At 57.8% G+C, this 25,881-nt stretch carries 18 protein-coding genes and 4 pseudogenes; 11 read left to right on the top strand and 11 right to left on the bottom strand.

Features of this window, described 5'->3' with window-relative positions; all coding sequences use genetic code 11:
- Positions 1-118: 118 nt before the first annotated feature.
- Positions 119-1,520 (top strand): annotated as a pseudogene (locus OMP38_RS05365) (SpoVR family protein).
- A gap of 86 nt (positions 1,521-1,606) precedes the next feature.
- Positions 1,607-2,503 carry an SDR family oxidoreductase gene (locus tag OMP38_RS05370; protein ID WP_277564186.1) on the top strand — a complete coding sequence of 299 codons (897 nt, stop codon included), beginning with the start codon at positions 1,607-1,609 and terminating at the stop codon, positions 2,501-2,503.
- 559 nt (positions 2,504-3,062) lie between these two features.
- Here the strand turns inward: OMP38_RS05370 and OMP38_RS05375 are convergent.
- Positions 3,063-4,256: an IS256 family transposase gene (locus OMP38_RS05375; protein ID WP_277564187.1), complete on the bottom strand. Its 1,194-nt coding sequence runs from the start codon at positions 4,254-4,256 to the stop codon at positions 3,063-3,065.
- A gap of 286 nt (positions 4,257-4,542) precedes the next feature.
- A pseudogene (locus tag OMP38_RS05380) lies at positions 4,543-6,439 on the bottom strand (PrkA family serine protein kinase).
- A gap of 171 nt (positions 6,440-6,610) precedes the next feature.
- Between OMP38_RS05380 and OMP38_RS05385 the strand changes: the two are divergent.
- Both OMP38_RS05385 and OMP38_RS05390 read left to right on the top strand, forming a co-directional pair.
- Positions 6,611-7,576 carry a DUF2161 family putative PD-(D/E)XK-type phosphodiesterase gene (locus OMP38_RS05385; protein WP_277564188.1) on the top strand — a complete coding sequence of 322 codons (966 nt, stop codon included), beginning with the start codon at positions 6,611-6,613 and terminating at the stop codon, positions 7,574-7,576.
- Positions 7,573-7,881, top strand: coding sequence for a Rieske (2Fe-2S) protein (locus OMP38_RS05390; RefSeq protein ID WP_277564189.1), 309 nt, complete (start codon positions 7,573-7,575; stop codon positions 7,879-7,881). Before OMP38_RS05385 ends, OMP38_RS05390 begins: the two co-directional genes overlap by 4 nt.
- Before the next feature lie 2 nt (positions 7,882-7,883).
- Here the strand turns inward: OMP38_RS05390 and OMP38_RS05395 are convergent, their stop codons facing one another.
- The 4 genes from OMP38_RS05395 to serC all read right to left on the bottom strand — a co-directional run bounded on the left by OMP38_RS05395 (position 7,884) and on the right by serC (position 11,507).
- The gene (locus OMP38_RS05395) at positions 7,884-9,005 is read right to left on the bottom strand and encodes an aminotransferase class I/II-fold pyridoxal phosphate-dependent enzyme (protein ID WP_277564190.1); all 1,122 of its coding nucleotides are present in this window, start codon (positions 9,003-9,005) and stop codon (positions 7,884-7,886) included.
- 426 nt (positions 9,006-9,431) lie between these two features.
- Entirely contained in the window at positions 9,432-9,674 is a 243-nt protein-coding gene (locus tag OMP38_RS05400) for an AbrB/MazE/SpoVT family DNA-binding domain-containing protein (RefSeq protein ID WP_090109687.1), read from the bottom strand.
- A 160-nt stretch (positions 9,675-9,834) separates the two neighbouring features.
- On the bottom strand, positions 9,835-10,302 hold the full coding sequence (gene trmL / locus OMP38_RS05405) for a tRNA (uridine(34)/cytosine(34)/5-carboxymethylaminomethyluridine(34)-2'-O)-methyltransferase TrmL (RefSeq protein WP_277564191.1): 468 nt from the start codon (positions 10,300-10,302) through the stop codon (positions 9,835-9,837).
- A 116-nt stretch (positions 10,303-10,418) separates the two neighbouring features.
- Positions 10,419-11,507 carry a 3-phosphoserine/phosphohydroxythreonine transaminase gene (gene serC / locus OMP38_RS05410; protein WP_277564192.1) on the bottom strand — a complete coding sequence of 363 codons (1,089 nt, stop codon included), beginning with the start codon at positions 11,505-11,507 and terminating at the stop codon, positions 10,419-10,421.
- 126 nt (positions 11,508-11,633) lie between these two features.
- Between serC and thpR the strand changes: the two genes are divergently transcribed.
- On the top strand, positions 11,634-12,260 hold the full coding sequence (gene thpR, locus OMP38_RS05415) for an RNA 2',3'-cyclic phosphodiesterase (RefSeq protein WP_277564193.1): 627 nt from the start codon (positions 11,634-11,636) through the stop codon (positions 12,258-12,260).
- A gap of 61 nt (positions 12,261-12,321) precedes the next feature.
- Here the strand turns inward: thpR and glnA are convergent, their stop codons facing one another.
- Entirely contained in the window at positions 12,322-13,746 is a 1,425-nt protein-coding gene (gene glnA / locus OMP38_RS05420; RefSeq protein ID WP_277564194.1) for a type I glutamate--ammonia ligase, read from the bottom strand.
- Between the two features lie 319 nt (positions 13,747-14,065).
- The gene (locus tag OMP38_RS05425; RefSeq protein ID WP_277564195.1) at positions 14,066-15,055 is read right to left on the bottom strand and encodes an LLM class flavin-dependent oxidoreductase; all 990 of its coding nucleotides are present in this window, start codon (positions 15,053-15,055) and stop codon (positions 14,066-14,068) included.
- Between the two features lie 182 nt (positions 15,056-15,237).
- Between OMP38_RS05425 and OMP38_RS05430 the strand changes: the two genes are divergently transcribed.
- The 6 genes and pseudogenes from OMP38_RS05430 (at position 15,238) to OMP38_RS05455 (ending at position 22,970) form a co-directional block, all read left to right on the top strand.
- Positions 15,238-16,386 carry a response regulator gene (locus OMP38_RS05430; protein WP_277564196.1) on the top strand — a complete coding sequence of 383 codons (1,149 nt, stop codon included), beginning with the start codon at positions 15,238-15,240 and terminating at the stop codon, positions 16,384-16,386.
- Between the two features lie 15 nt (positions 16,387-16,401).
- Positions 16,402-16,860, top strand: a pseudogene (locus OMP38_RS05435) (response regulator); the annotation flags it as partial.
- Positions 16,861-17,252: 392 nt separating this feature from the next.
- The gene (locus OMP38_RS05440; protein WP_277564197.1) at positions 17,253-18,266 is read left to right on the top strand and encodes a hypothetical protein; all 1,014 of its coding nucleotides are present in this window, start codon (positions 17,253-17,255) and stop codon (positions 18,264-18,266) included.
- A 79-nt stretch (positions 18,267-18,345) separates the two neighbouring features.
- Entirely contained in the window at positions 18,346-22,158 is a 3,813-nt protein-coding gene (locus tag OMP38_RS05445; protein WP_277564198.1) for a DUF7601 domain-containing protein, read from the top strand.
- A 67-nt stretch (positions 22,159-22,225) separates the two neighbouring features.
- Positions 22,226-22,501: a sortase family protein gene (locus OMP38_RS05450; protein WP_277564199.1), complete on the top strand. Its 276-nt coding sequence runs from the start codon at positions 22,226-22,228 to the stop codon at positions 22,499-22,501.
- A gap of 43 nt (positions 22,502-22,544) precedes the next feature.
- Positions 22,545-22,970: a class B sortase gene (locus OMP38_RS05455; RefSeq protein WP_277564200.1), complete on the top strand. Its 426-nt coding sequence runs from the start codon at positions 22,545-22,547 to the stop codon at positions 22,968-22,970.
- Between the two features lie 172 nt (positions 22,971-23,142).
- Here the strand turns inward: OMP38_RS05455 and aroF are convergent, their stop codons facing one another.
- The 3 genes and pseudogenes from aroF to OMP38_RS05470 all read right to left on the bottom strand — a co-directional run bounded on the left by aroF (position 23,143) and on the right by OMP38_RS05470 (position 25,870).
- Positions 23,143-24,204: a 3-deoxy-7-phosphoheptulonate synthase gene (aroF, locus tag OMP38_RS05460; protein WP_277564201.1), complete on the bottom strand. Its 1,062-nt coding sequence runs from the start codon at positions 24,202-24,204 to the stop codon at positions 23,143-23,145.
- A 160-nt stretch (positions 24,205-24,364) separates the two neighbouring features.
- Complete coding sequence (locus tag OMP38_RS05465; RefSeq protein ID WP_090109709.1) at positions 24,365-24,871, bottom strand: DUF2062 domain-containing protein; 507 nt, start codon at positions 24,869-24,871, stop codon at positions 24,365-24,367.
- Positions 24,872-24,918: 47 nt separating this feature from the next.
- Positions 24,919-25,870 (bottom strand): annotated as a pseudogene (locus OMP38_RS05470) (4-hydroxy-3-methylbut-2-enyl diphosphate reductase).
- Positions 25,871-25,881: the final 11 nt, after the last annotated feature.

The raw sequence follows: 25,881 nt of genomic DNA on the forward strand, positions 1-25,881 counted from the left end.
TTTAAGTAACCGTTCCCTCGACTTCACGAGGCCCCCCGCACAACCTCGTCAAGCCGCGCCGCCTCCCCGCATATACATGAGTATTCATGACATGCCAATCGAGGGGGGAAACGCGCCCATGTCCCATACGGAATATCAGCGCCAGCTAGAGTTGGCCATCGGAGAAATCACGGAGATCGCCCAGGGCTTCGGCCTCGACTTCTATCCGATGCGCTACGAGATTTGCCCGTCCGACATCATCTACACGTTCGGGGCGTACGGCATGCCGACGCGCTTCAGCCACTGGAGCTTCGGCAAAACCTTCAATAAAATGAAGCTGCAGTACGACCTCGGACTCAGCAAAATTTACGAGCTCGTCATTAATTCGAACCCCTGCTACGCTTTCCTGCTCGACGGCAACTCGCTCATCCAGAACAAGCTGATCGTGGCGCACGTGCTCGCGCACTGCGATTTTTTCAAGAACAACGCCCGCTTCTCCACCTCCAACCGCGACATGGTCGAGAGCATGTCCGCCACGGCCGAGCGGATTAGCCAGTACGAGCTTGAATACGGCAGCGAAGAGGTCGAGAAATTCCTCGATGCCGTGCTCGCGATTCAAGAACACGTAGAACCCGGAGTCGTGCGCCCGCAAGGCCTCGACAAACGCCGTTATATGGAAGCGCAGCAGCGCGACCAAAAGCTCGGGCGCAAGCCCGCATCCGCCTCGCCCTACGACGATATCTGGCTGCTCGACGACGAAGAACGCGCGGAGCGCCTGCGGATACAGGAGCACAAGCCGGAGCTTCGCAAGTTTCCGCCGGAGCCCGAGAAGGACATCCTCTGGTTCATCCAGGAATACGCGCCTTTCCTGGAGGAGTGGCAGCGGGACATTCTGTCCATGCTCCGCGACGAGATGCTGTACTTTTGGCCGCAGATCGAGACCAAGATCATGAACGAGGGCTGGGCGACCTTCTGGCATCAGCGCATCATTCGCGAGCTGAACCTCGACGCCGAGGAGACGATCGAATACGCCAAGCTGAACGCCTCCGTCGTCCAGCCGTCGCGCAGCTCCCTGAACCCCTACTACCTGGGTCTCAAGATGTTCGAGGATATCGAGAAGCGGTTCGGACGCGAGACGATGTTCGAGGTGCGCGAGCTCGATTCGGATCCTTCGTTCATCCGCAATTACTTGACGAAGGAACTGACGGAGGATCTGGATCTATACGTGTTCGAGAAAAAAGGCGCGGACTGGACGATCACCGACAAGGAATGGGAAAACGTCCGGGATCAGCTCGTGTATTCGAGGGTGAACGGGGGGATTTCCGTATCTGGTCGTGACCGACGGCGATTACCATCGCAACGGCGAGCTCTACGTCAGCCACCGGTACGAAGGCGTCGAGCTGGATGCCAAATATACCGAACGCACGCTCCCCTATATGGCAAGGCTCTGGGGCAAGACGGTTCACTTGGAGACGGTCGTCGACGGCAAGCCGATGCTGTACACCTGCGACGGCGGCAAGACGACGCGCAAAAACCTGTAAGTTCGCCCCAAATTCGGAGAATCGTGCGTAGAACGGCGGCGTTTGGTTTAACTTACTCCTAGAAACCTTTGAAGGAGTGATACGACATGACGCCAACCAACCAGACGACCAGTCCGACCGAGACGCCGACGCGTCCGTCCCATGTCCCGCCGCAGCACCAGGACCAACAGCCCGGCATTCAGAGCGATATGTATCCGGCCCCCGAGGTCGAATCTCCGACATACAAAGCCGCGGGCAAGCTGCTCGGGAAGGTCGCGCTCATTACGGGCGGCGACAGCGGGATCGGCCGGTCCGTCGCCATCACGTTCGCCAAGGAAGGCGCCGACATCGCGTTCCTCTACCTCAGCGAGTACACCGACGCGCGCGAGACGCAGCGCCAAGTGGAGGCCGAAGGCCGCAAGTGCATCATTTTGGACGGCGACGTCGGCGACCCGGCTTTTTGCAAGCAGGCCGTCGATCAGACGGTGTCCCAGCTCGGCAAGCTCGACGTGCTTGTGAATAACGCCGCGGAGCAGCATCCGCAGAAGACGATCGAGGACATCACGCCGGAGCAGCTGGAGAAAACGTTCCGCACCAACGTCTTCGGCATGTTCTACCTGACGCAGGCGGCGATGCCGCATCTGAAAAAAGGCGCCGCGATCATCAACACGACGTCGATCACCGCCTATCGCGGAAGCCCGGAGCTGCTCGATTACAGCTCGACCAAAGGCGCGATCGTCGCCTTCACCCGCTCGCTGTCGGGCAATGTCGTGGACAAGGGCATCCGCGTCAATGCCGTCGCGCCGGGGCCGATCTGGACGCCGCTCATCCCTTCGACCTTCGACGAGCAAAAGGTGGCGAAGTTCGGCACCGACAGCCCGATGAAGCGTCCGGGGCAGCCCGACGAGCTCGCGCCGGCTTACGTCTACCTCGCGTGCGAGGATTCCTCTTACGTGACGGGACAAGTGCTGCACGTCAACGGCGGCACCGTCATTAACGGCTAAGCAAAAGCACCGCTTCGGGCGAATCGTTCGCCTGAAGCGGTGCTTTTCATTAATTATCATGGACGCGAGGGCGGCGATTCATCCACGCGCCGGTTTGTAGATTTGAATAGCGCGTTTTTGCCCTATTCCATGCGCGCCTGTGCCGCGATAGCGACGCGGCGCCCATGCGCAGATTAGAATAGCGCATTTTTGCGCTATTCCGTGCGCGCCTGTACCGCGATAGCGGCGCGCCGCCCACGCGAAGATTAGAATAGCGCATTTTTGCGCTATTCCGTGCGCGCCTGTGCCTTGATAGCGGCGCGTCGCCCACGCGAAGATTAGAATAGCGCATTTTTGCGCTATTCCGAGCGCGCCTGTGCCGCGATAGCGGCGCGCCGCCCACGCGAAGATTAGAATAGCGCATTTTTGCGCTATTCCGTGCGCGCCTGTGCCGCGATGGCGGCGCGTCGCCCACGCGAAGGTAGCGTCAAGAAGTTTGTGTAAGTAAGGTATCTCATCGTTATGGGCAACCAGATGTCGTGAAGATGGGGAGCGTAGCCCAAGCGAAGGCGCGGGAGTTCTATTCCGCCATTGCCTTTGCATCAGCAGGGTACCGTTCCTCAAACATCTCAGCGAGTTTTTTCTTTACAACAGAATCGCCAAAGCCACGGATGACGCGGTTCTCGAAGCGTTCGTTGTAGTCTGCGGCTTCGAGATAAACAATCTTTTCGGCAGCGTCCATGTTGGTCAAACTGTTCATCGGTTTAAGACGTTTTCGGATTTCTTTGTTCATCCGCTCGATTGGATTGGAGGTGTAGATGGCGTCCTTGATTAAGGACGGATATTTGTAGAACGTAAGCAGCGTCGGCAACTGCTCCTTCCACGCTTTCATTTCTTTGGGGTACAGCTTTCCCCATTTGGCGGTTACGGTGTCGAAGGCAGCGAGCGCCACATCGTAGTCCGCAGCCGTGTAGATGGTCTTGAGATCAGCAATCACATCCGCTCGGTGCTGGACGCGGATCTTGGGGAAAGTGGCTCGAACCTTGTGCACGACGCAGTGCTGCACGTCGGCCTTCGGATAGGTCTCGCGGAAGGCTTCCTCGAGCCCCGACAAGCCGTCAAAAACGCCGAGCAGCACCTCGGTGGCGCCGCGGTTGTACAGATCCTTAAGTACCTCGCGCCAGCCGTTTGAGCTCTCCTGGCCACCGACGTAAAAGCCGAGGATCTGACGGCGTCCGTCCTCGTCGAAGCCCATGGCAAAGTAAATGACTTCGCCGCTCACGGTGCTGCGTTTGAGCTTCACATAGAGGCCGTCCAAGTAGATGACGGCGTAACGCTTTTGCAGCGGACGCTGCTGCCAGGCCTGAATGTCTTCAAGCACGGTTGCCGTAATGTTGCTGACGGTTGTAGGCGAATAGTGGCTGCCGAACATGCCCTCGATAAAGCGCGCCACGTCTCGGGTCCCCATACCGCCTTTGTACATCTGGATCACGGCTTCTTCCAGCCATCCGTCGCGGCGCTGGTATGGCTCGAACACATGCGTCTGAAACTGGCCATTGCGATCCCGTGGCACTTCAAGATCTTCAATGTGTCCGTACTTCGTGTGAAGGCTGCGTTTGTAGTAGCCGTTGCGGCTATTGCGCTGGCCTTCCTGCTCGTCCTCCATGAAGTGCTTAATCTCCGCCTTCATGATGGATTCCAGATTGGCTTTTACAAACTGAGTGACAACATTTTCAAATAGATCAGACAGCAGGTTTTCGGGTATAGTAGTCATCGAGTAGGGTTCCTCCTTGGTGATGTCGCAGTACCGAGGATACCCTACTTTTTTTGTTGCCTGGCTAGGCTCCAAAACCTGGTACACAAACTACTTTACGTCATCGTGCATGGGGCAAATAGCGCAATTTTGCGATATTTCGGAGCATCATGTAAGTGGCGGGTCGGCGAATCAACTTGAGCTCGCGAGTAGTGGCGTCTACGCTCATAGCGCAACGCCAAAAACCGCACAGCAATTGTGCGGTTTGGCGCGCTCGCGCAGGTTCGGGCCGCTCTCGCCTTTGTGTTCAGCGGTTCAGCAAGCTCCCCACGTAGCGCAGCAGCTCGTTGGCGCTGGCGGTCGTGTAACCGTGCTCCTCGACGAGGCGGTTGATGACCTCGTTGATGCGCTTCAGCTGGTTTTCGTCCGGCGTCTTGGTGGAGGTGGTGATCTTGACGATATCCTTCAGATCGGCAAACAGCTTCTTCTCGATCGCCTCGCGCAGGCGCTCGTGCGTGCTGTAGTCGAACTTGCGTCCTTTGCGCGAATACGCGGAGATTCGGATCAGGATCTCTTCGCGGAACGCTTTTTTCGCGTTTTCGGAGATGCCGATCTGCTCCTCGATGGAACGCATAAGGCGCTCGTCGGGATCCATCGATTCGCCGGTCAGCGGATCCTTGATTTTTTTGCCAATTGCAGTAGGCTTCGATGTTGTCGAGGTAATTCTCGAACAACGTGCGCGCCGACTCCTCGAACGAATAGACGAACGCCTTCTGCACTTCTTTCTTCGCCAGCGCGTCGTACTCCTTGCGCGCGACGGAGATGAAGCCTAAGTACCGCTCGCGCTCCTCCTTCGTGATGGAAGGATGCTGGTCGAGCCCGTCCTTGAGCGCGCGCAGCACGTCGAGGGCGTTGATGTACTCCTGGTCCTGCTTGATCAGCGCGCTGGAGATGCGGTTGATGACGTAGCGCGGGTCGATGCCCGACATGCCCTCGTCGTTGAATTCGTTTTGCATTTCCTTCAGGTCCGCGTCCTTGAAGCCTTCGACCTCTTCGCCGTCGTAGAGCCGCATCTTTTTGACCAGGTCCATGCCTTGCTTCTTGGAGTCCTTCAGCCGCGTCAGAATGCTGAAGATGGCGGCGGCCCTTAGTGCGTGCGGCGCAATATGGATATGGCTCATGTCCGACTGCCCGATGAGCTTGGCGTAAATTTTCTCCTCGTCGCTCACGCGCAGATTATACGGTACGGGCATGACGATCATCCGGGACTGCAGCGCCTCGTTTTTCTTGTTGGCGATAAACGTCTTGTACTCGGACTCGTTCGTATGCGCCACGATGAGCTCGTCGGCGCTGATGAGCGCGAACCGGCCCGCTTTGAAGTTGCCTTCCTGCGTCAGCGAGAGCAGATTCCACAGAAACTTCTCGTCGCACTTGAGCATCTCCTGGAACTCCATCAAGCCGCGGTTCGCCTTATTCAGCTCGCCGTCGAAGCGGTAGGCGCGGGGATCGGACTCCGAGCCGTATTCGGTGATGGTCGAAAAGTCGATGCTGCCCGTCAGGTCCGCGATGTCCTGCGACTTCGGGTCGGACGGGCTGAACGTGCCGATGCCGGTTCGCGTATCTTCGGACAGAAAAACGCGCTCGACGGGGAAGCGCTCGATGTCGCCGCCGTATTCACTGCGCAGCCGGAGGGCGCACGACGGGCAGAGATTGCCCTCGATGCGGACGCTAAGCTCCTTTTCGAATTCCGTCCGGAGCTCGCTGGGCACGAGATGCAGCGGTTCTTCGTGCATCGGACAGCCCTGCAGCGCGAACACCGCTCCCCTTTCCGTTCTCGAATACTGCTCCAGCCCTCTTTTCAGCAACGTGACGATCGTGGACTTGCCTCCGCTCACCGGCCCCATGAGCAGCAGAATCCGCTTGCGGACGTCGAGCCGTCTGGCCGCGGAGTGAAAATACTCTTCGACCAGCCGCTCGAGCGTTCGGTCGAGGCCGTAAATGTCGTTTTCAAAAAACTTGTACTTCTTTACGCCGTTCTGCTCTTCCACACCGTGGGAGACGATCATGTCGTATACCCTGGAATGCGCGGTCATCGCAGGTACGGGGTCGTTTTTCAGCAGATCGATATAATCGCGAAATGTTCCCGTCCACGTCAACCTCTCGCTAGCAGTCCGGTACTCGGCGAGCCGCTTGAAGATGTCCATGCCGCTATCCTCCCTGTCTCTCTGTCTGTCTATCGGTGTGACCATCCATCGTCTTCGCAACGTACTCTATACCTATGCGGGGGAGGTGGACGAATTTGCCCCGAAAACGGGATGAAAATAAATGACCGTGCTATAATGTACGAATCAAGCGGCGAACGGGGGGGAAGCGGCGTGGCGGTCAAATACGAGACGGAACTGTATCCTGCGCTGAAAGCGTTCTGGACGGCGAGAGGCTACGAGGTCAAAGCGGAGATCAAAGGCTGCGACCTGGTAGGGATCCGGCCCGATGAATCCCTGCCCGTCATCGTCGAGATGAAAAAAACGTTCACGCTCGCGCTGCTGCTCCAAGGGCTGGAACGCCAACGAACGGGCGCAGCCGTATGGCTGGCCGTCGAGCGCAACCGGGTCAAGAAAGGCGCGCACAACCAGCGCTTCGGGGAGATCTCGGATCTATGCCGCAGGCTCTCCCTCGGCTTTATGACGGTGACCTTTTATAAAACCAAGCCGCCCGTCATCGAGGTATGGTGCGAGATCGGCAGCCCGCCGGCAGGCGCCATCCCGGCCGCCGTCGCCGAAAACATCGCCGAGCGATACGCCGCGGCGGCAATCGCTGCCCCGCTCCTGCCGGTCGCCGTGCCGACGGCCAGATCTAGCGGCCGTCGCAAGGGCGCCGCCAAGCTGCTCAAGGAATTCGCCGGGCGCAGCGGCGACTACAATGTCGGCGGCAGCACGAAGCGCAAGCTCGTCACCGCCTACCGGGAGCGCGCGCTTCAGTGCGCGCTGGCCCTCCGCTGCACGGACGCGCCGGCGCTCGCGCCGCGTGAGGTCGGCGCGCTCACCGGGGTCGCCGATCCCGGCCAGCTGCTGCGCAGCAATTATTACGGCTGGTTCGCGAAGGCCGGCCGCGGACTGTACGCGTTGACGCCGGCCGGCCGAGCCGCGCTGCTTGAATATGCCGAAGCGGTCTCGTATTGGACGACGCGGTTCCCGTGGGCAGCCGCAGCTGTGTCTGAGCGAAGCACTGCCGACGCTGCCGTCGTTGCCGAATCCGACGCTGAAGGTGCTGACGGTGCTGACGACACTGACGGCGTTTCGTCAGCGGCTACCTATTATATAGAGGAGTTGCAACGAAGATGAGCGATACACGCATTCCGCTCGGTTCTGCCGAGATGCTGGCCGAAGTGCCCATGTCGTTGGAAGTGGAAGGCAAACCGTACTGGCTGACGAAGGACGAAGAAGGACGCATCGCGCTCCTGCTTGCTTTTTGCCCGCATGCCGGCGGAGAAGTACTGCTCGCCGATGGCGAGTTTTATTGCCCGCTTCACTACTGGACCTTCGACGGCCGCTCCGGCGCGTGCACGAACCGCGACGACGAGCGCCTCATGCGCCGCGACGTCGAGCTCGTCGATGGCCTGCTTTACGCGAGCGGCTCCGATTATTAAGCTTATATCGATCTTCCCATAAAAGATTCGATCGTCAGTCGCAATCGCCTGACGCCCTCCGAGATCTCCCGCTCGTCCGAATGGACCGGCGTCAGCCTCAGCCGCGAACGATCTGCCGCCGCGGCATAGTACCCCGCGCCAGGCTGGAACAGCACGCCTTCCAGCCATGCCGCCTTCAGCAGCGGCTCGCCTTCCAGTCCGTCGGGCAGCTTCAGCCAGGCATGGCTGCCCGCTTCGGGCTGCTTGCAGACCAACCCTGGAATTCCAGTCCGCGCGATCTGCTCCGCTAGAGACGCATGCCGCGTCCGATATATGAATCTTAGCGTCTCGAGCGCGGGGATCGGGGACGACTCGCTCCAAAAACGGAGCAGCGCCTCGCGATCATCCAGCGCCTCCCGCTCGCGGTCCGGCCTTCTAGCGGAAGGGACGGGCAGGAACGCAGCGTCCTTTTCGCCCCATCCCGTCCATTGAAGCCATCCGAGCCGCATGCCCGATACGAGTCCGGAAGGCAAGCCGCCGATGACCGCCGCCGGCCCGGCTTCTTCTCCCTCGGCCAGGTTCGTCGTCCAACCGCACGTCAGACTTTGACGCTCGTCGAGGACAAGCGCTACGCCGGCTTGCGCGCATAATCGCAGCAAAGCCGTTCGTCGTTCGTCGCTCCACCTGCAGCCCGCCGGATCCGAGCAGGTCAGGGATACGTAAACGGCACGCGGCTTGAAGGCCGCGATCGCGTCCGCCAGCGCTTCCGGATCCATCCCCTCCGCGCTGCCCGACACCTCGAATGCCACCGCCCCGGCCCGGGCGAACAACTGCAGCGCCGTGCGGCTCGTGGGGCGCTCGACCAGGATCGCGTCGCCCGGCTGCAGCAGCGCCTTCGTCGCCAATCGGAGCGCTTCGTCCGCGTCGTCCGTGAGGAGCCACTGTCCCGAATCGTCCGCAGGCCGCCAATACGGACCGAGCTGGCCCGACAATACGAGCGAGGCTAGCCGTTTCTCCGTCTCCAGCCGGCGGAGTCTATCCGCGATCGCTTCCGCCGCCGTAACGGAAGGCGCCTGGCGCTTTTCCTGCCACTCGGCTTCGGCCAGCAAACCCTCCGCAGGCCAACCGCCCATCCAATTGATCATGGCCCCCATCTCCAATCGCTTCCGGGCGCTCGCGCGCCGGGCTTTTTGCCCACGATACAGTGTATGCTGCGCAAACGCCGTTTTTTGCGTTTTCTTTTTTGGGCGGGCTTGGTTATAATAGAGGAAGTTTAGTGGAGGTGTCGAACATGATTCTGGGTATGAGCGACAAGTTCTGGATCGTCATGCTTGTATTCGCGATGTTCATCACGGCGATGTTGACTGCCGCATACAACGAAGACAAGACCAAAGGTCTTTGATCTCCGATTCGGACAGGCATCCGCCTCAAGCTTCGCGAAGCGGCAAGACCCTCAAGGCAATCCCGTGCGAGCGGGCTTTCTTGGGGGTCTTTTAAATGAATAAGAGCCGTCTCCGAGCCGGCTGGTCGCCGGTCGGGAAGGCTCTCGCTAACAGTCGTGGAATTGTGGATTAGAGCGCGTTCATTTCCTTCATGCATGCGCCGCACACATGGCGTTCCTTATATTCGGTGACGTTCTCCATGGACGAACAGAATACGCACCGCGGACGGTAACGCTCCAGAATAATATGATCTCCCTGCACAAGAATTTCTACAGGATCACCTTCATTCATCTGATAACGCTTCCGCAGCGATTTCGGCAGCACGATCCGGCCGAGTTGGTCCACTTTTCTTACGACACCAGCAGGCTTCAAAGCAGTCCTCTCCCATTCTTTCGTTATTCATAACAAGTGCGGATTATTGCCCAAGTCTTAACCTTAGGTTCGCTAACTTCCTCGACAATCCCTGCAAAAAATAGATTTTGCTTAAAATAATGCAAGAATATTGCCGATTTATGTCGAATTTATTAGGATATTAGCCTTCCAAACCAGGAAACCCGGTTTGCCTGAGCGCTTCGTACACGACGATCGCGGCCGAATTGGCCAGGTTAAGCGACCGGACTTTGTCCGTCATCGGCATTCGGATGCTCTGTCCGGGATTTTCGTCGAGCAGGCTTTGCGGCAATCCTTTGGTTTCCTTGCCGAAGACGAACAAGTCCCCGTCCTTATAAAGCATCTCGCTGTAGCGACGCGAGCTGCGGGTGCTGGCATAGAAAAACCGTCCTTCGGGAAAAGCGCTTCTGACCTCGTTAAACGAATCGTAGTAAGTAATGTTGACGGCGTACCAATAATCGAGACCCGCGCGCTTAAGCACCTTGTCGTCGGTCGAAAAGCCGAGCGGACGCACGAGATGAAGATGCGTACCGGTCGCAGCGCAGGTGCGGGCGATATTGCCGGTGTTGGCGGGAATCTCGGGTTCGACGAGCACGATATGAAAAGGCATTCGATTGCCTTCCTCCTTTAGTAAATGTTATTCGACGATGCGAAAAAACCGCGGCGGGCGCCGCGGTTCATCCATTCCGGCCTGCTCAGGCATGCATCGGCCGCAGCCGGTCGATCCTAACCGTTCGTGCGGGCAAATTCGCCCATGAAGTCTACGAGCGCCTTGACGCTGCTGAGCGGCACGGCGTTGTAGATTGACGCGCGCAAACCGCCGACGTCGCGGTGGCCTTTAAGTCCGACGAAGCCCGCGGCTTCGGAGTCCTTCACGAACTTCTTCTCCAGCTCTTCGCTGCCCAGGCGGAAGGTGACGTTCATGATGGAACGGCTGTCCGCATTCGCGAAGCCTTTGTAAAATCCGCCGCTCGCGTCGATCGTCGAATAGATCAGGTTCGCTTTCTCCCGGTTCAGCCGCTCCACGCCGGCTGCGCCGCCCTGCGCCTTCACCCAGTTCAGAACCCGGTTCGCCATGTAGATGGCGAACGAAGGCGGGGTATTATACAGAGAGCCGCTCTTCGCGTGCGTATCGTAGCGAAACATCGTCGGCACGGTCATCGACGGCGCGCCGACCAAATCTTCGCGGACGACGACGATCGTAACGCCGGATGGGCCGAGGTTTTTCTGAGCGCCCGCATAAATAAGACCGAAACGCGATACGTCGACAGGACGGCACAAAATATCGCTGGACATGTCCGCGACGAGCGGCACGTCTCCCGTATCCGGATATTCCGCCCACTGCGTCCCTTCGATCGTCTCGTTCGAGGTCAAATGCACATAGGCGGCGTTGCCCGGCACGTTAAGCTCGTCCAAAGACGGAATCCGCTTGTAAGCATCCGCTTCGGAGGAAGCCGCGATCGCGACCTCGCCGAACAGCTTCGCTTCCTTGATCGCCTTGGTCGCCCAGCTGCCCGTCGCGACGTAAGCGGCCGCCTGATCCGGTTTAAGCAGGTTCATCGGTACCATCGCGAACTGCGTGCTCGCGCCGCCTTGGACGAGCAGCACTTTGTAGCCGTCCGGTACGCCCATCAGCTCCCGTACGAGCTGCTCCGTTTCGTTATGTACGCGTTCGTAAATGGCGCCGCGATGGGACATCTCCATCAGCGACATGCCGCTGTTTTCAAATTCGACGAATTGCTCCTGTGCCTGCTGCAAAACCTCTAAAGGCAAAGCGGCCGGACCTGCGTTAAAATTGTAGGCACGATTGGACATTTCAATTCCCACCTTATAGTCGTTTCATCTTCAAACATCATAACAAAGCTGCCTGAGGTGTTCAACCGCTTTAAAGGACAAAAGGATGACAAAACTCAAAATTCCCGAACGAACATGGAGGGCTTCATGGATAATCTTCGTCTTTTCCTAGGAATTGCACTTCCGCAACCCATTGAACAAGCATTAGGCCGTGTAGCGCAAGAAATGGAGCCGGCTTTATCGTACCGCAAATGGACGCATCCCGCCGACTACCATATTACGCTTCATTACCTGGGCAATACGCCGAAGGACAAGCTGCCGGATATTCGGCTTGCGGCCCAAGAGGCTGCCGGGCATACGCAGCCTTCCCGGTTGTCTCTCTCCGCGCCGGGCACCTTCGGATCCCCATCCGCGCCGCGCGTGCTCTGGTGCGGCATCGAAGAAGCGAATGACGACAATACGGTCGCAGGCAGTCAGGAAGCGGATCCTGCCGTCTCCCCGCTTCATGCGCTGCACCGTGTGCTCGGCGAACGGCTTCAGGAACGAATCGGCTATGAGCCCGAGGCCAGACCTTATCATCCGCATATTACGCTCGCTCGCAGCTGCGAAGGAGAACGCTGCGACAAGTCTGCGACGCAGGAGTTGTGGCATACGTTGGCTGCTCGCGAGGAAGGGCTGCATGCGGTGTGGCCGGCGAGCTCGATTACGATTTTCCGCTCCCATCTCGGTCGTTCGCCTTCCTATGAACGGCTCGATACGATTCCGTTTCCCTGACAAAGCTGAACATACGCAAGAAAAGCTCCCTTGCGGGAGCTTTTCGGTAAAGCCGATTCGATTAGCAATCGAAGTAGAGGCCGTATTCGTGCGGGTGAATGCGGATCGCGACAGCCTTCGCTTCGGCACGCTTCACGTCGACGTAGTTATCGATGAATTCCTTCGTGAAGACGCCGCCTTCGGTCAGGAATTCGAAGTCCGCTTCGAGGGCGTCAAGCGCTTCGTCCAGGTTGCCCGGTACGCTGCGGATCTCTGCCTTCTCTTCGTCGGACAGCTCGTAGATGTTCTTGTCGAACGGACCGTAGCCCAGCGCGCGCGGATCGATCTTGCGCTTGATGCCGTCCAGGCCTGCCATCAGCATGGCTGCGAATGCCAGGTACGGGTTCGCCGTGGAGTCCGGCGTACGGAACTCGATGCGGCAGCCCTTCGGCGTAACGGCAGCGACCGGAATACGGACGGCCGCGGAACGGTTGCCGGCGGAGTATACCAGGTTAACCGGCGCTTCGTAGCCAGGAACCAGACGCTTGAAGGAGTTCGTGGACGGGTTCGTGATCGCGATCAGCGCAGGCGCGTGATGCAGGATGCCGCCGATGTAGTGCAGCGCGAGATCGCTCAGGTTCGCGTAAGCGCCCTTCTCGTAGAACAGCGGCTCGCCATCGTTGAAGATCGACGTGTGTACGTGCATGCCCGAACCGTTGTCGCCGAAGAGCGGCTTCGGCATGAAGGTCGCGACCTTGCCGTATTGGCGCGCAACGTTGTGAACGATATATTTGTACTTCATCAGGTTGTCGGCAGTCTTGGTCAGCGTGTCGAAGCGGAAGTTGATCTCCGCTTGGCCGGCCGTCGCCACTTCGTGGTGGTGACGCTCGACGCGAAGGCCGGAATCCTGCATCAGGCGGACCATCTCGCTGCGGATGTCTTGCTGGGAGTCGACCGGAGCGACAGGCACGTAACCGCCCTTGACGCCTACTTTGAACGCCAGGTTGCCGCCCTCTTCCTTGCGGTTGGTGTTCCAGGCAGCTTCTTCGGAATCGACGAAGAAGGAAGAAGAATTCATCGTGCTCTCGTAACGGACGTCGTCGAAGATGAAGAACTCGGACTCAGGCGCGAAGAAAGCAGTCGTGCCTACGCCGGATTGTTGAAGGAATTCTTCGGCCTTGTGCGCGATCGAACGCGGGTCGCGGTCGTAACGTTCGCCGTCCGGCGTGTAGATGTTGGACATGACGATCAGGGTCGCGTGAGCGGTGAACGGATCCACGTAGACCGATTCGGTGTCGGGCATCATGACCATGTCGGATTGTTCGATGCCGCGGAAGCCGGTGATCGAAGAACCGTCGAAAGCGACGCCGTTAACGAAAGTATCTTCGTCCACTTCGGTCGCCGGCAGCGTGATGTGGTGAGCGCGGCCGTTCAAATCGACGAAACGAAAATCGACGAACTCAATATTCTTTTCCTTGATGAGATCCAAAACGTTTTGTGCAGACATTTCGAATTTCCTCCCCATTTCCGAACATTCGGTCTTATGAAACGAAACAACGTTCAACTTTTCACCTGAACTCTGTCGCTATTATAAATTTTTTTGATAGAACAGCGTCAATACTTATGTAAGGTATTTTTTGTGGAAGTGTGAGGTATGTTAACACTTTTGACATACCGAAAAACCGCGTCCCGACAGCAAGAAAAACCCGCATCCCGCGGGCAATGCGCAAGCCTTCGGACGGCCTCGGCCGACGGCCGCGCGAAAAACCGAACGTCCGGCTTCCGCCGGTTTCTTATCGCTTTCCGCCAAAGCCGGTTAACGCGTTTTACCTGGCGATCCGCTTGCGCAACATGCCCGCGACCCGCTCCAGGCTGGCGGATCGGGACCGCGCGTCCGCGGTGACGCAATTGACGATGATCTCGTCGGCGCCATAGCTCGCAGCGAGCGCGTACAGCATCCGCTCCGTGCGTTCTGGGCCGCCGACGATGATCCGGCTTCTGTTTTCCGCGATCCTCGCCCGGTCGGACGCGCTGTACGCGTATGCGCGCGCCTCCTCTCGGCCAGGCACCGGCCGGCCGTATTCGCCTTTATCGTTCAACAGCAGCCGCAAGTCAAGCGAGGCCGCTTCCCGCTCCGCTTGGCTGTCGTCCTCCATGCAGACGACGAATACGCATACCGCGACGCGAGGCGACGACCCAAGCGGGCCCGGCCTGAAGCGCCGCCTGTATTCGCGCGCGGCGTCCTGCCCGCCCTGCCCATTGATAAAATGCGCGAATGCGAACCCGGCGCCCATCGCGGACGCGACCTGGGCGCTATGGGCGCTCGAACCGAGAAGCCATGCCTCGGGACGCGTGCTTACGACCGGCGAAGCCGTCAAGCCGGCGAGCGGATGGCCCGTTGCCAGCGGAGGGCCGATGCCGAGGTACGCCGCAAGCTCTCCCAACGAATGGACGAAGCCCGCTTCTTTGTCCTTGCCCGCCTCCCTGCCCATCGCCCGCGATACGAGCGGCATGCCGCCCGGCGCCCGGCCAATGCCGAGATCGATCCTTCCCGGATACAAACCTTCGAGCACCCTGAAGTTTTCGGCGACCTTATACGGACTGTAATGCGGCAGCAGCACGCCGCCCGAACCGATGCGAATATGCGAAGTATGCGCCCCCAGCGCGGCGAGGAGCACCTCGGGCGAAGAGCCCGCCAGCCCCGTCGCGTTGTGGTGCTCCGATACCCAGAACCTCGAATAGCCGAGCCGCTCGGCAAGCTTCGCCAGCTCGATCGTATCCCGGAGCGCTTGCGCGGCGTTCCCGCCGCTGAGCACGGGGGGATTGCTCCAGTACGCCCAGCTTTAACATTCGTCGATCACCTCGCTACTATTGTACGCCGGTCCGGCTACCCGCAGAATTTATGGTTTCAAGCCTTCCTTTTGTCCTGAACTCCGATATAATGTAGAAAAATGGCGATCTTTAGCTGCGCCGGAACCACGAACGAGGCGTGATCGAATTGAAATGCATCATCGTCGATGACGAACCCCTGGCACTAAACGATATGGAAAGACAGCTCACAAAGCTCGGCGGCATCGAGATCTGCGGCAAGTTCGGCAACGCCAAAGCCGCGCTGGACGCGATCGGCGCCTTAGACCCGCAAGTCGTGTTCCTCGACATCGACATGCCCGTCATGAACGGACTCGAAGCGGCTCTTCACTTCCAGGAGGCGCTCCCCAGCGCCCGGATCGTATTCGTGACCGCCTATCAGGAGTACGCCCTTAAGGCGTTCGAGGTGAACGCGCTGGACTACCTGCTTAAGCCCGTTCTGCTGCCGCGTCTCGCGCATACGCTTCAGCGGCTGGAGAGCGCCGCGCCGGCCCCCTCTGCCGCGGCGAACGCCGAAGCGTCGGGCACCCAGGCGTTCATCCGGTGCTTTAGCTCGTTGTCCGTCGAATACGGACCTAACGCCACGCAGCTGGCTTGGAGAACGAACAAAGCGCAGGAGCTGTTCGCCTTCTTGCTTCACAGACGCGGACAGCAGACGCGCAAGGACACGCTGATCGAGCTGCTATGGCCCGAGCTTGCGCCCGAGCGCAGCTATGCCCTCCTGTATACGACGGTGTATCAGCTGCGCAAGTCCATCGAGGCCGCAGGCATCGGGATTCGAATCCTTAATACCAAGGCCGGCTACGAGCTGACGACCGACGACATCGTGATCGACGTCGACGATTGGGAGCGGCGCATGCCGCCGGCCGACGAGAATCTTCCGGATCAGCTTCAGGAATACGAAACGTGGCTTGAAGCGTTTACCGGCGATTACTTCGAGGAGCAAGATTACGAATGGGCGGACGCGGAGCGCCGAAGGCTGCGCGTGCTCTGGTACCGGTACGCGCTAAGACTGGCGGCCCTGCTTGAGGAGCACGGTATGCCGGCCTACGGGCTGGATTGGCTGTACCGGGTGCAGTCGCGTTTTCCTTATTCCGAAGACGTTTACTTCCTTATAATGAAGCTCCACGCTGCGCTCGGGGAGAACAGCATGGTCGAGCAACAATATACGCTGCTGGTTAAGATGAGCGAGGACCAATACGGGCATCCGCCCTCCGCCGATATCGCGGCTTGGTATGCCGCCCGGCGAACGGACCCTTCTGCGACGCTTGATCCATGACAGCGAGGTTACGAGCTCGCGGCGGCAAGGAGCGCAAAGGAAGTGTTTCTATGGTTAGAAAAGGGAAAATGGGACCTGCTCATCAGCGACGTGAGGATGCCGAATATGTCGGGTTACGAGCTAACCCGAATCGTTCGAAGCAGATTCCCTCTGGCTGAGTTGCCGATTCTTCTGCTCAACGCGCGCAATCATCCGGAGGATATTTTGACTTCCGCAATTCGGATCTCCTTGTCCCGCTTGAACGGGAGCTCAATCTGGTCAGGTCCTATCTATACATCAAACAGGAACGCTTCCCGGACCGCATATGCGTCCACGCTGGAGCGACTGCAAGACAATGGGCTCGACAAAGAATCAGGCATCGGGCTCATCAGCACGGATCGCAGGCTGAGGCAGTTGTTCGGCACGGGACTTGCGCTAGAGAGCGGCCCGGAAGGCACGACCGTTTCCTTCGTCGCCAGAGACTTTCGATCATAAAACGCCGGCAACGCCCCAATAAGCGGGACGCTGCCGGTTTTTGTTTTCTAAAATCGGATTTGTTCAGTTTTTGTATAGTTTTGTACTGTACAATGCCCGTTAGTGTGGAAATTCGACTGCAATGGGGGAGGAACGGTTTGAATGGACAGGAACACCGAAGCGCGGCAGACCCGCGCTGACGCAGACGGCTCTTCTTTTTGTTAGCCGCGAGAATCGCGCTCGTGCTGTATCCGCGGATGTTTCGTGCTGGGTAGCTTCCGGCATTACGTAGAGAAAGAACGCGCGGGGCCAATCCGAACGAAGTAAATTTGCTTTTAAACAGAGTTATAGCAGGTGTAAACCATATTATTGACGAGCAGATTGCAGCGTCTAATTTAGGAGGAAAAGAATTCATGAAGTACAAGGCGGGGATCTGGCTGCTCGTATTTGCCATTCTGGTCAGCGCCGGGTTGCCGATCGGCAGGTTGAGTGTATGGGCAGCCGGTGGAGATAAAACAAGCGCGCTTACAGAATTGACGGCAGTAGTTAAACAGGGAAGCACGGTTATTAATCCAGGTGACACGATCAACATCAGCAACGGGGATACGCTTAGTGTCGAAGTGTCCTTTCGAGTGCCGGTTGCAGGGGATGACCCTGCTCCGCCAACGGTTGTTGAGCAGGGCGACACTGCTAGCTTTGAGTTAAGTCAAGGTTTTACTCTTCTGTCGGGAACGACTCTGACAATGATTCACAAAGATCCGATTAACGGTGACAAGCGTGTCGGAACCGCGACGCTTAACTCGGCTGGCGGATCGGTGAATGCCGATATCCTGTTTGATGGAGATAGCGTAATTTTCGACGAAAACGGCGGTTATTATAACGTTAGCGGCGAGTTTTCCGCACAACTTCGATATGACAACTCCGGAAGCGCAGGCGATGAAGGCAACCATACGATAACGATTCTTGGCAAGACCTATACCGTTGTCGTCCCTCCGACTCCAGTCGTTTACAATGTGGCGAAGTCCGGGGTTGCCGATCTCGCCCATAATAAGATCGATTGGACCGTAACGCTCTCCGCAACCAAGGGAGCAACCGCGGTCGATCTGAAGGATTATGAATTCAGCGATGATCTGAGCAATGTGGGGACATACGTTCCGAGCTCGTTCACGGTAGGCGGCGTTGCCGCCACGCCTGTCGAGACGGGTAGCGTGATTACGTATAAATTCCCCGACCCATCCTCGGGCCCGCAGGAGGTCAAGTTCAGCACGACGATTCCGGATAACAAGTACTACGTCAATAACGTCAATCAATCGATAAGCAATACCGCCCAGTTGCTCAAAGACAACGTTGTCGTAAAAAAGCGGGGCCGGAGCGGCAAGCTTTACGACGCCGAAGTGGATCGAGAAAACGGGGGCGGCCAATCATAATCCAGGCAGCGAAGCCACTTATGATCCTGCGGATCAGTTCATTACCTGGACGATTACGGCGAACAAGGAACAAGCTTCGTTGGACAATCTGACGATCACGGACGTGCTGCCGAGCGGGCTGGACTTCGTCTCGGCGCAATGGCAGACGTCTACGGACGGCACAGTCTGGACGCCGGGCAGCGTTGTCGGCTCCGAACCGTCGGACGGAAAGTACACGCTCTCCGGAACGACTAGCACGATGGTTCAGCTCGTCATTACGAGCAAGGTGAGCGACACCGGCACGACAGTAGGCAAAACAACGTTCAACAACGCTGCGACCCTCGATTGGGACAACAAGCCGGGCGGCGTAACGCTGAATACGGGCAATGTCGGCGTCGGCATCGGTTACGATGCGCTGACCAAATCGGGTTCGCTGAATAAAACCACTCGCGAGATTACGTGGACGATCAAGGCCGATGCGAAAAATCAGGCCATTGCCGACATGCGCGTGTACGACTTGCTCGTATACGACCCGGCCACGAATTTATCCGGTACGACGGGTTGGCCGGCGGGCATCACCGCAGCGAAAGTCACCAAGCGTACGGGCTTGCAATATGTTGCAAGCAGCGGCACGACTACGTCAGGAACGTTGAACGTTATACCGATTTTGGATAATGGCAAGCGGGTTGCCGATCTGATCGAAGTAACCGGTCTTTCGACAGCTGCGCCGAATACGATTCAATTCAGGACGCTCATCGTGAACCCTGATGTATACGCAGGGAATACAAGCAAGAATGTAGACAATACCGCTTCTTTGTTCACCAATACGACCAAGCTGCGAGATGCGACAGGCTCCGTGAATTACGACAGCCGCACGCTGGCGAAGGAGTTGCTGAAGCGCGAGGCGCTGGCCGCCCCGGCCGCGGGGGTCAATACGCAACGCACGACGAACGCAGCGGAAGGATTCGATTACGTGGACAAGTCGGTTATCTTCCGACTTAGCGTCAACGCGGACGGCCTGGATTTCAACACCGCCAAGGTGGCGAGCAATGAGGCGAACGACGTGATCGGGACCGCCACGGTTACGGATACGTTACCGGCTGGCTGGGTGTTCGCCGACATCGTCCCAGGCGAGCAATATCTGATATTCGAAGGGAATACCGGTTCTAGTTCGTCATCCGTGGCTGCAGCCAGCACGACGCCGGAAGCTAACGTATCCGGACTGACGGCCGACTTCAACAATGCGGGGCAAGCTGCCTTTACCTTCGCTCAATTGGACAAGCCTTACGTCATTCTGGTCAAGGCCAAGCCGACGGGCGCTACGCTTGACGGGTACTTCGACGGCAACAAGACGACGCCGATCACCAACGACTTGAATCTTCAAACAGCTCATTGGACACCGGGAGCATCCCGATCGCAGCAGGTGTCGATCAAGAGCGAAATTCTGAAGAAATCTTACACCGGCCCGACGGACGGCACGCTGAATTGGTCTGTCGTGTACAACCCTAACGAATTGGGGACGATCGGTGAATCCATCGTTGATAAGCTGCCGCTCGGACTTGATTTGCGCACGGATGCCATGGGCAAATTGTTGCTGGACGACGGCCATGGCGTCAGCTACATTGCCGCCAAAGAGCTGACGCTGCAGCCGAACGGGACGCTGGCCGACGGTAGCGATGTTGCGCTTGCTCTGGGTACGAATCTCTTCTACAATAACGCCGCCAGGGAGCTGCTGTTCAAGATCCCGGACCATAGCAAAGCTTACCGTTTGAGTTACTTGACGGATATTACCGGCGAGATCGGAGGCGTCGTGAACAACGCGTCGCTGACGGCCGGCAACGCCGGCGCATCCGAACAACAGATCAATTATGCGATCAGCAGCGCGGACAGCTCCGCAACGATGATGCGCGGCGGCTGGCTGGAAGTGACGAAGACCGACGGATTGACGTCGGCGCCGCTTCCCGGCGCCGAGTTCACGTTGTTCGCGATGGATGGCAGCACGGTCATCCGCAAGGCGATCGGCGCCGCTGACGGCAAGTTGAAGATGAAGGCTATACCGAATGGAGATTATGTGCTCCGCGAGACGGCCGCACCTTCCGGCGGCTATACGTTGGAAGGCATCGACCATACGGTCCATGTGAATACCTCGGGCCCGACAGTGGTGACTACCATCGACGGCAAAACCGGAGCAGATACCAATAAGCTAACCGTAGCGAATTATAAGAATAATACGACAGGCAAGCTCGTCATCTCCAAAACCGTTGCCGGAAACGACGGCGACTTAACCAAGCATTTCGATTTCACCGTTAACTTTACCGGGGCGCCGAGCGTATACAGCTACACCGGTACAGGCGGCGCAGCGAGCGGTACGATCGCTAGCGGCGGCACGGTCTCCCTCTCCCACGGACAAGGGATCATCATTACGGGCTTGCCGGCAGACGCAACCTATAAGGTAACAGAAACGAACTATGCCAATGATGGATACAAGACGACAAGCGTCGGTGCTGAAGGCGTCATTGCAGCCGATCAGACGCAGACCGCGGTATTCGTGAACACGAAGGATAAGCCCGGCAACCTGATCATCAGCAAGACGGTAACGGGCAATGACGGAGATGCGGCTCAGGTATTCGACTTCACCGTCACCTTGAGCTCGCCGGGCGTATACAATTACACCGGCTCAGGAGGTGCCGCTAACGGCACGATCACGAGCGGAGGCAAGATCTCGCTTGCTGGCGGACAGAGCATCACGATTGCGGGACTGCCCGCAGGCACAACATATTCTGTAGTCGAGAATGATTACGCTGCGATCGGCTATGTAACGACCAAGACGGGCGATACCGGCACGATCGTAACGAACGATTTCCAATCAGCCGATTTCGTTAACGCGAGAGACGATTGGTTCGGCAGTCTGAAGATTAGCAAGACGGTGACGGGCAATGCCGGCGATAAGGCTAAAAAATTCGAATTTGCGGTTACCTTGAACGCACCGGGCGTATACAACTACACCGGTTCGGGCGGCGCGGGTGACGGTACGATCAAGAGCGGAGATACGATCTTGCTGTCTGACGGACAGAGCATTACGATTGAAGGTCTTGCCAGAAACACGACGTATGCCGTAACCGAAGCCAGCTACGCCGCAGACGGTTACGTAACGACAAAGACGGGTGATACGGGCGCGATTGTCGGAGGCCAGGAGCAATCCAGCGCATTCGTCAATACCAAGAACGTGTGGTATGCCCCGAGTCAAGGCAGTCTGACGATCAACAAGACGGTAACGGGCAATGGCGGGGACCGCGGGAAGAAGTTCAGCTTCAAGGTCATTCTTGACGGCACAAACGCCACTTATAAGTATTCCGGCAGCGGAGGCAACGGAACGATTCAGAGCGGCGGAACGGTAACGCTGGCTCACGGACAAAGCGTTACGATTACCGGACTGCCTGCAGGAACGAGTTATACGGTCAATGAGGAAGATTACGCAGCGGACGGTTACGTAACGACCAGCACGGGGTCGACCGGCACCATCCAAGTGAATGCGACGCAGGTCGCAGATTTCGTGAACAACAAGGAGTCTCAGGAGCCCGAACAGCCTGGCAATGGAGGCGACGGCGGCGACAATGGAGACGACGGCGACAATAGCCATAATGGGGGCAATGGCTCCTCGGGCGGATCTACCGACAGTCCGTCGGGCGGTTCGACCGATACTGACAGCGGAAACGGCGGCACTGACGGCAAGTCTGGCACCGCAGACAACGGAAGTCAACAAGGTGCCGGCAGCGGAACGCCGAAGACAGGCGATAATAGCCACCAGCAAGCAGGTCAAATCGGTTTGATCTTCTTCGGTGCGGCCTTGGTCGTTCTGATCTTCGCGAATAGCGTTGCACGGAGAAGAAGCAAGACCGGGAAGCGCCAATAGGAAGATGGCGCGAACGAGCAGAGCGCGATGGGCTTGGCGCCTTTCCATATGGCTGTGCATCGGGGGGATGGTCGGTTCCGCATACGTGCTTATATCGGCCAATCGGGAGTATGCGCGCGGCGACAACGCCTACGAACAGGTTAGAAGACTCAAGGAGACGACTCAATCCTCTACGCTTTCTTTGAAGCCGGAACCCGTCTCGGTTGAGAATCCTGCTCCCGACCCTTGGTCGGGGCAGGATGCGGATTTTGCCGCGCTAGCCCGCGTGAACCCGGAGATCGTAGCCTGGATTAAGGCACAGGACAGCGTCATCGATTATCCGGTCGTGCAGGGGGAAGGATAACAGTTATTACCTCAATCACTTGTTCACGGGCAAAGCGAACAGCATGGGCAGTCCGTTCGTCGATTACCGGACGCCGGGCGATTTCTCGGGAGCCGTCACCATTATATACGGACATTACATGAAGAACGGCTCTATGTTCGCTTCGCTTGCGAAGCATAAGAAGCAGTCCTATTACGACGCTCATCCTGTCATGGAGCTGTATACGCCGGACGGCGACTATACAATCGAATTGTTCGCCGGCATAATCGCCAACGGGTCGATCGAGTTTCTCCGGCGGGACTTCGACGACGATGAAGATTATCTGGCCTATATTGAAACGTTGAAGAACGCGTCAACCTTTCGAAGCAATGTGACGGTACGGGCCGACGATCGAATCGTAGCACTCATTACATGCTCTTACGAGTTTAGCAATGCCAGGTACGCGGTTTTCGGGAAGTTGGTCCCGCATGCGGAAATGAAGCGTCCATAAGCTCGGCAACCGCGATTTGTATGAAAAAAAGAACCTCGCCCTCCGCGATATCGCGGAGGGCGAGGTTCTTTATTCTGCGATTGGCCAATTAACTAAAAGCGTGTGTGGCTGTGAGGCGCACTAAAAAAAACCGCCGGCAATTGCGGCGGTTCTGCTCGTATAAGCCTATCTGTTATTTCTTCCACGTCGCGAACGCTTCAGCCGGCTCCTTGGCGGTATCGAAGCGCTTGCCGAGCAACGGCGAGAGCTGCTCGAGCTCCTTGAGCAGGTTGGCGAATTGGTCCGGGAACAGCGACTGAACGCCGTCTCCCGTCGCCGAGTTGTCCGGATCGGTATGCATCTCGATGATAAGACCGTTCGCCCCGGCCGCAACGGATGCCTTGGTCATCGTCTCGACAAGCTCGCGGCGTCCGGTTGCATGGCTCGGATCGGCGATGACCGGCAGATGCGAGAGCTGCTGGATGACCGGAATCGCGGCCAGGTCGAAGGTGTTCCGCGTGTACGTCTCGAAGGTGCGGATACCGCGCTCGCACAGCATGACGTTCGGATTGCCGCCCGCCAGAATGTACTCCGCCGCGTTCAGCCATTCATCGTAAGTCGCGCTGAATCCGCGCTTCAGCAGGACCGGATTCTGAATCGTGCCCAGCTTGCGAAGCAGGTCGAAGTTCTGCATGTTGCGCGTGCCGACCTGCATGATGTCCGCGTATTCGGCGCAAATGTCGACGAACTCCGGCGCCATGACTTCCGTTATGGTGAGCAAGCCGTATTTCTCGCCGGCCTCCTTCATCCATTTCAACCCATCCACGCCGATCCCCTGAAAGCTGTAAGGACCGGTACGCGGCTTAAATGCGCCGCCCCGCAGCACCTGACCGCCGGCCGCCTTGACTAGACGGGCGATCTCGTCGATCTGCTCCGGCGTCTCCACCGCGCACGGGCCGCCCATGACGACCAGGTTGTCGCCGCCGATCTTCACGCCTTTTACTTCGATGATCGTGTCGTCCGGGTGGAAGTCCCGGCTCGCCAGCTTGTAGGACTTGGAAATTTTAATGACGTTCTCGACGCCATGCATCGAACGGATGTGTTCGGCGAGTGAAGGCTCCGCCTTGCCGATGATGCCGATGACGGTACGATCCGTTCCTCGCGAGATATGTGGCTGTACGCCGCTCTTTTGAATATAGTCGGCAATCTCCATGATGCGTTCTTCGGAGATATGCGGAGTTGTAATGACGATCATAAGGACACGCTCCCGGATTCTAAATGAGTATTATTTTCGAACATCGCTTTCGCGCTTGTTCGCTTCGACGCTTATACGCTTTTAAGCACTAAAGTAAATATAGACGATAAAACCCCGGGTGTCAATCCCCGGGGCATCGTCTATCCTTGTCTTTTTTGTGTCACTCCATCGCCGGCTTGTTCGCTTCGATCACGATCTTCCTCGCGCGGCGTTTCTCTCTCCGTTTGCGTTTGAACGCCTGGACGCTGTACCAGATCGGGAAGAAAAACAGAACGCCGAGCGCCAAGCCGTCGATCATCCCGCCCACGATCATCTTCAGGTTGAACAGTAGAAAATGATTGATTTTCTCCGGCAGGAAAGAAAAATGCACCGTGAAGTGTTCGGGCATCACGGCGTCCGCCACCATCTTGTTCAGGACGGACATCGGGATGTAGATCAGCTTGCCGAAAACGAATCCGACCAGCGCCGAGGGCAAATTGCCCCGAAGCAAATAAATCAGCGGAAAGATGAGCACGAACGAGGTCCCGTAGGTCGGCAGATTGAACATCTCGACGAACAGCCCGATCGCGAATCCCATCGCAATCGAATAAGCCCCGCCCTTGGCGCGAAGCAGCTTGACGTACTGCAGCTTCAAATAGCGGACGAACTTGCGAAGACGTTGTTGCATGGCGCTCCTTTCTTGCGGCCTGCGGCGCCACTCCAGCCAAGAAAGGCTCAAATGGTTGTTTTTTCTCTAACCGTCGGCAGCAGCTTGCTCATGTTGACGGTGCGGCGGATCTCCCAGGTCGAAGGGTCGTTCTGATCGTATCGCTCCAAGTATTGGATGACTTCCTTGGTCAGCGGCGTTGGCGTAGAAGCGCCGGAAGTGACCGCGACGCGTTCGATGCCTTCTAGCCACTCCTGCTTGATCTCCGTGACGTCCGAGACGCGGTACGCCTTCACGCCGGAGATCTCCTCCGATACTTGGGCAAGCCGATTGGAATTGTTGCTCCGCGGGTCGCCCACGACGATGCAGAGCTGCGCGTTCTTCGCTTGCTCGGCCACGGCCTCTTGACGAACCTGCGTCGCCAGGCAAATCTCGTTGTGGACCTCGGCCCGGGGGAACGTCTCGAGCAGCTTCGAGATGAGATGCCGGATATCCCACTGCGACATCGTCGTCTGATTCGTAATTATAATACGGTCGCCGGCAAGTCGAAGTTCCGCGATATCCGCTTCGTTCTCGATCAGATGGACGCGGTCGGGCGCGATCCCGATCGCGCCTTCCGGCTCGGGATGACCTTTTTTTGCCGATGTAAATGATGTCATAGCCCTCTCCGACCTTTTCGCGGATCAGATCGTGCGTCTTCGTGACGTCCGGGCAGGTGGCGTCCACGATGGTCAACCCTTTTTCCTTGGCCCTTTTGCGGACTTCCGGCGAGACGCCGTGCGCCGTAAAGATCACCGTGCCGGACTCGACGCCTTCGAGAATCTCGAGACGGTTCGCGCCGTCCAGCGTGATGATGCCCTCGTCCTTGAACGATTCGGTCACGTGGCTGTTGTGCACGATCATCCCTAAAATATAAATGGGGCGCGGCAGATCCAGGTTGCGCGCCGTCTGAAGGGCAAGCACCATGGCATCCACCACGCCGTAGCAATATCCGCGAGGGGAAATTTTGACGATCTCCATTTTCGTAACCC

Origin of the sequence: Cohnella ginsengisoli (assembly GCF_029525555.1) — a bacterium.
GTDB classification, from domain to species: Bacteria; Bacillota; Bacilli; order Paenibacillales; family Paenibacillaceae; genus Cohnella; species Cohnella ginsengisoli.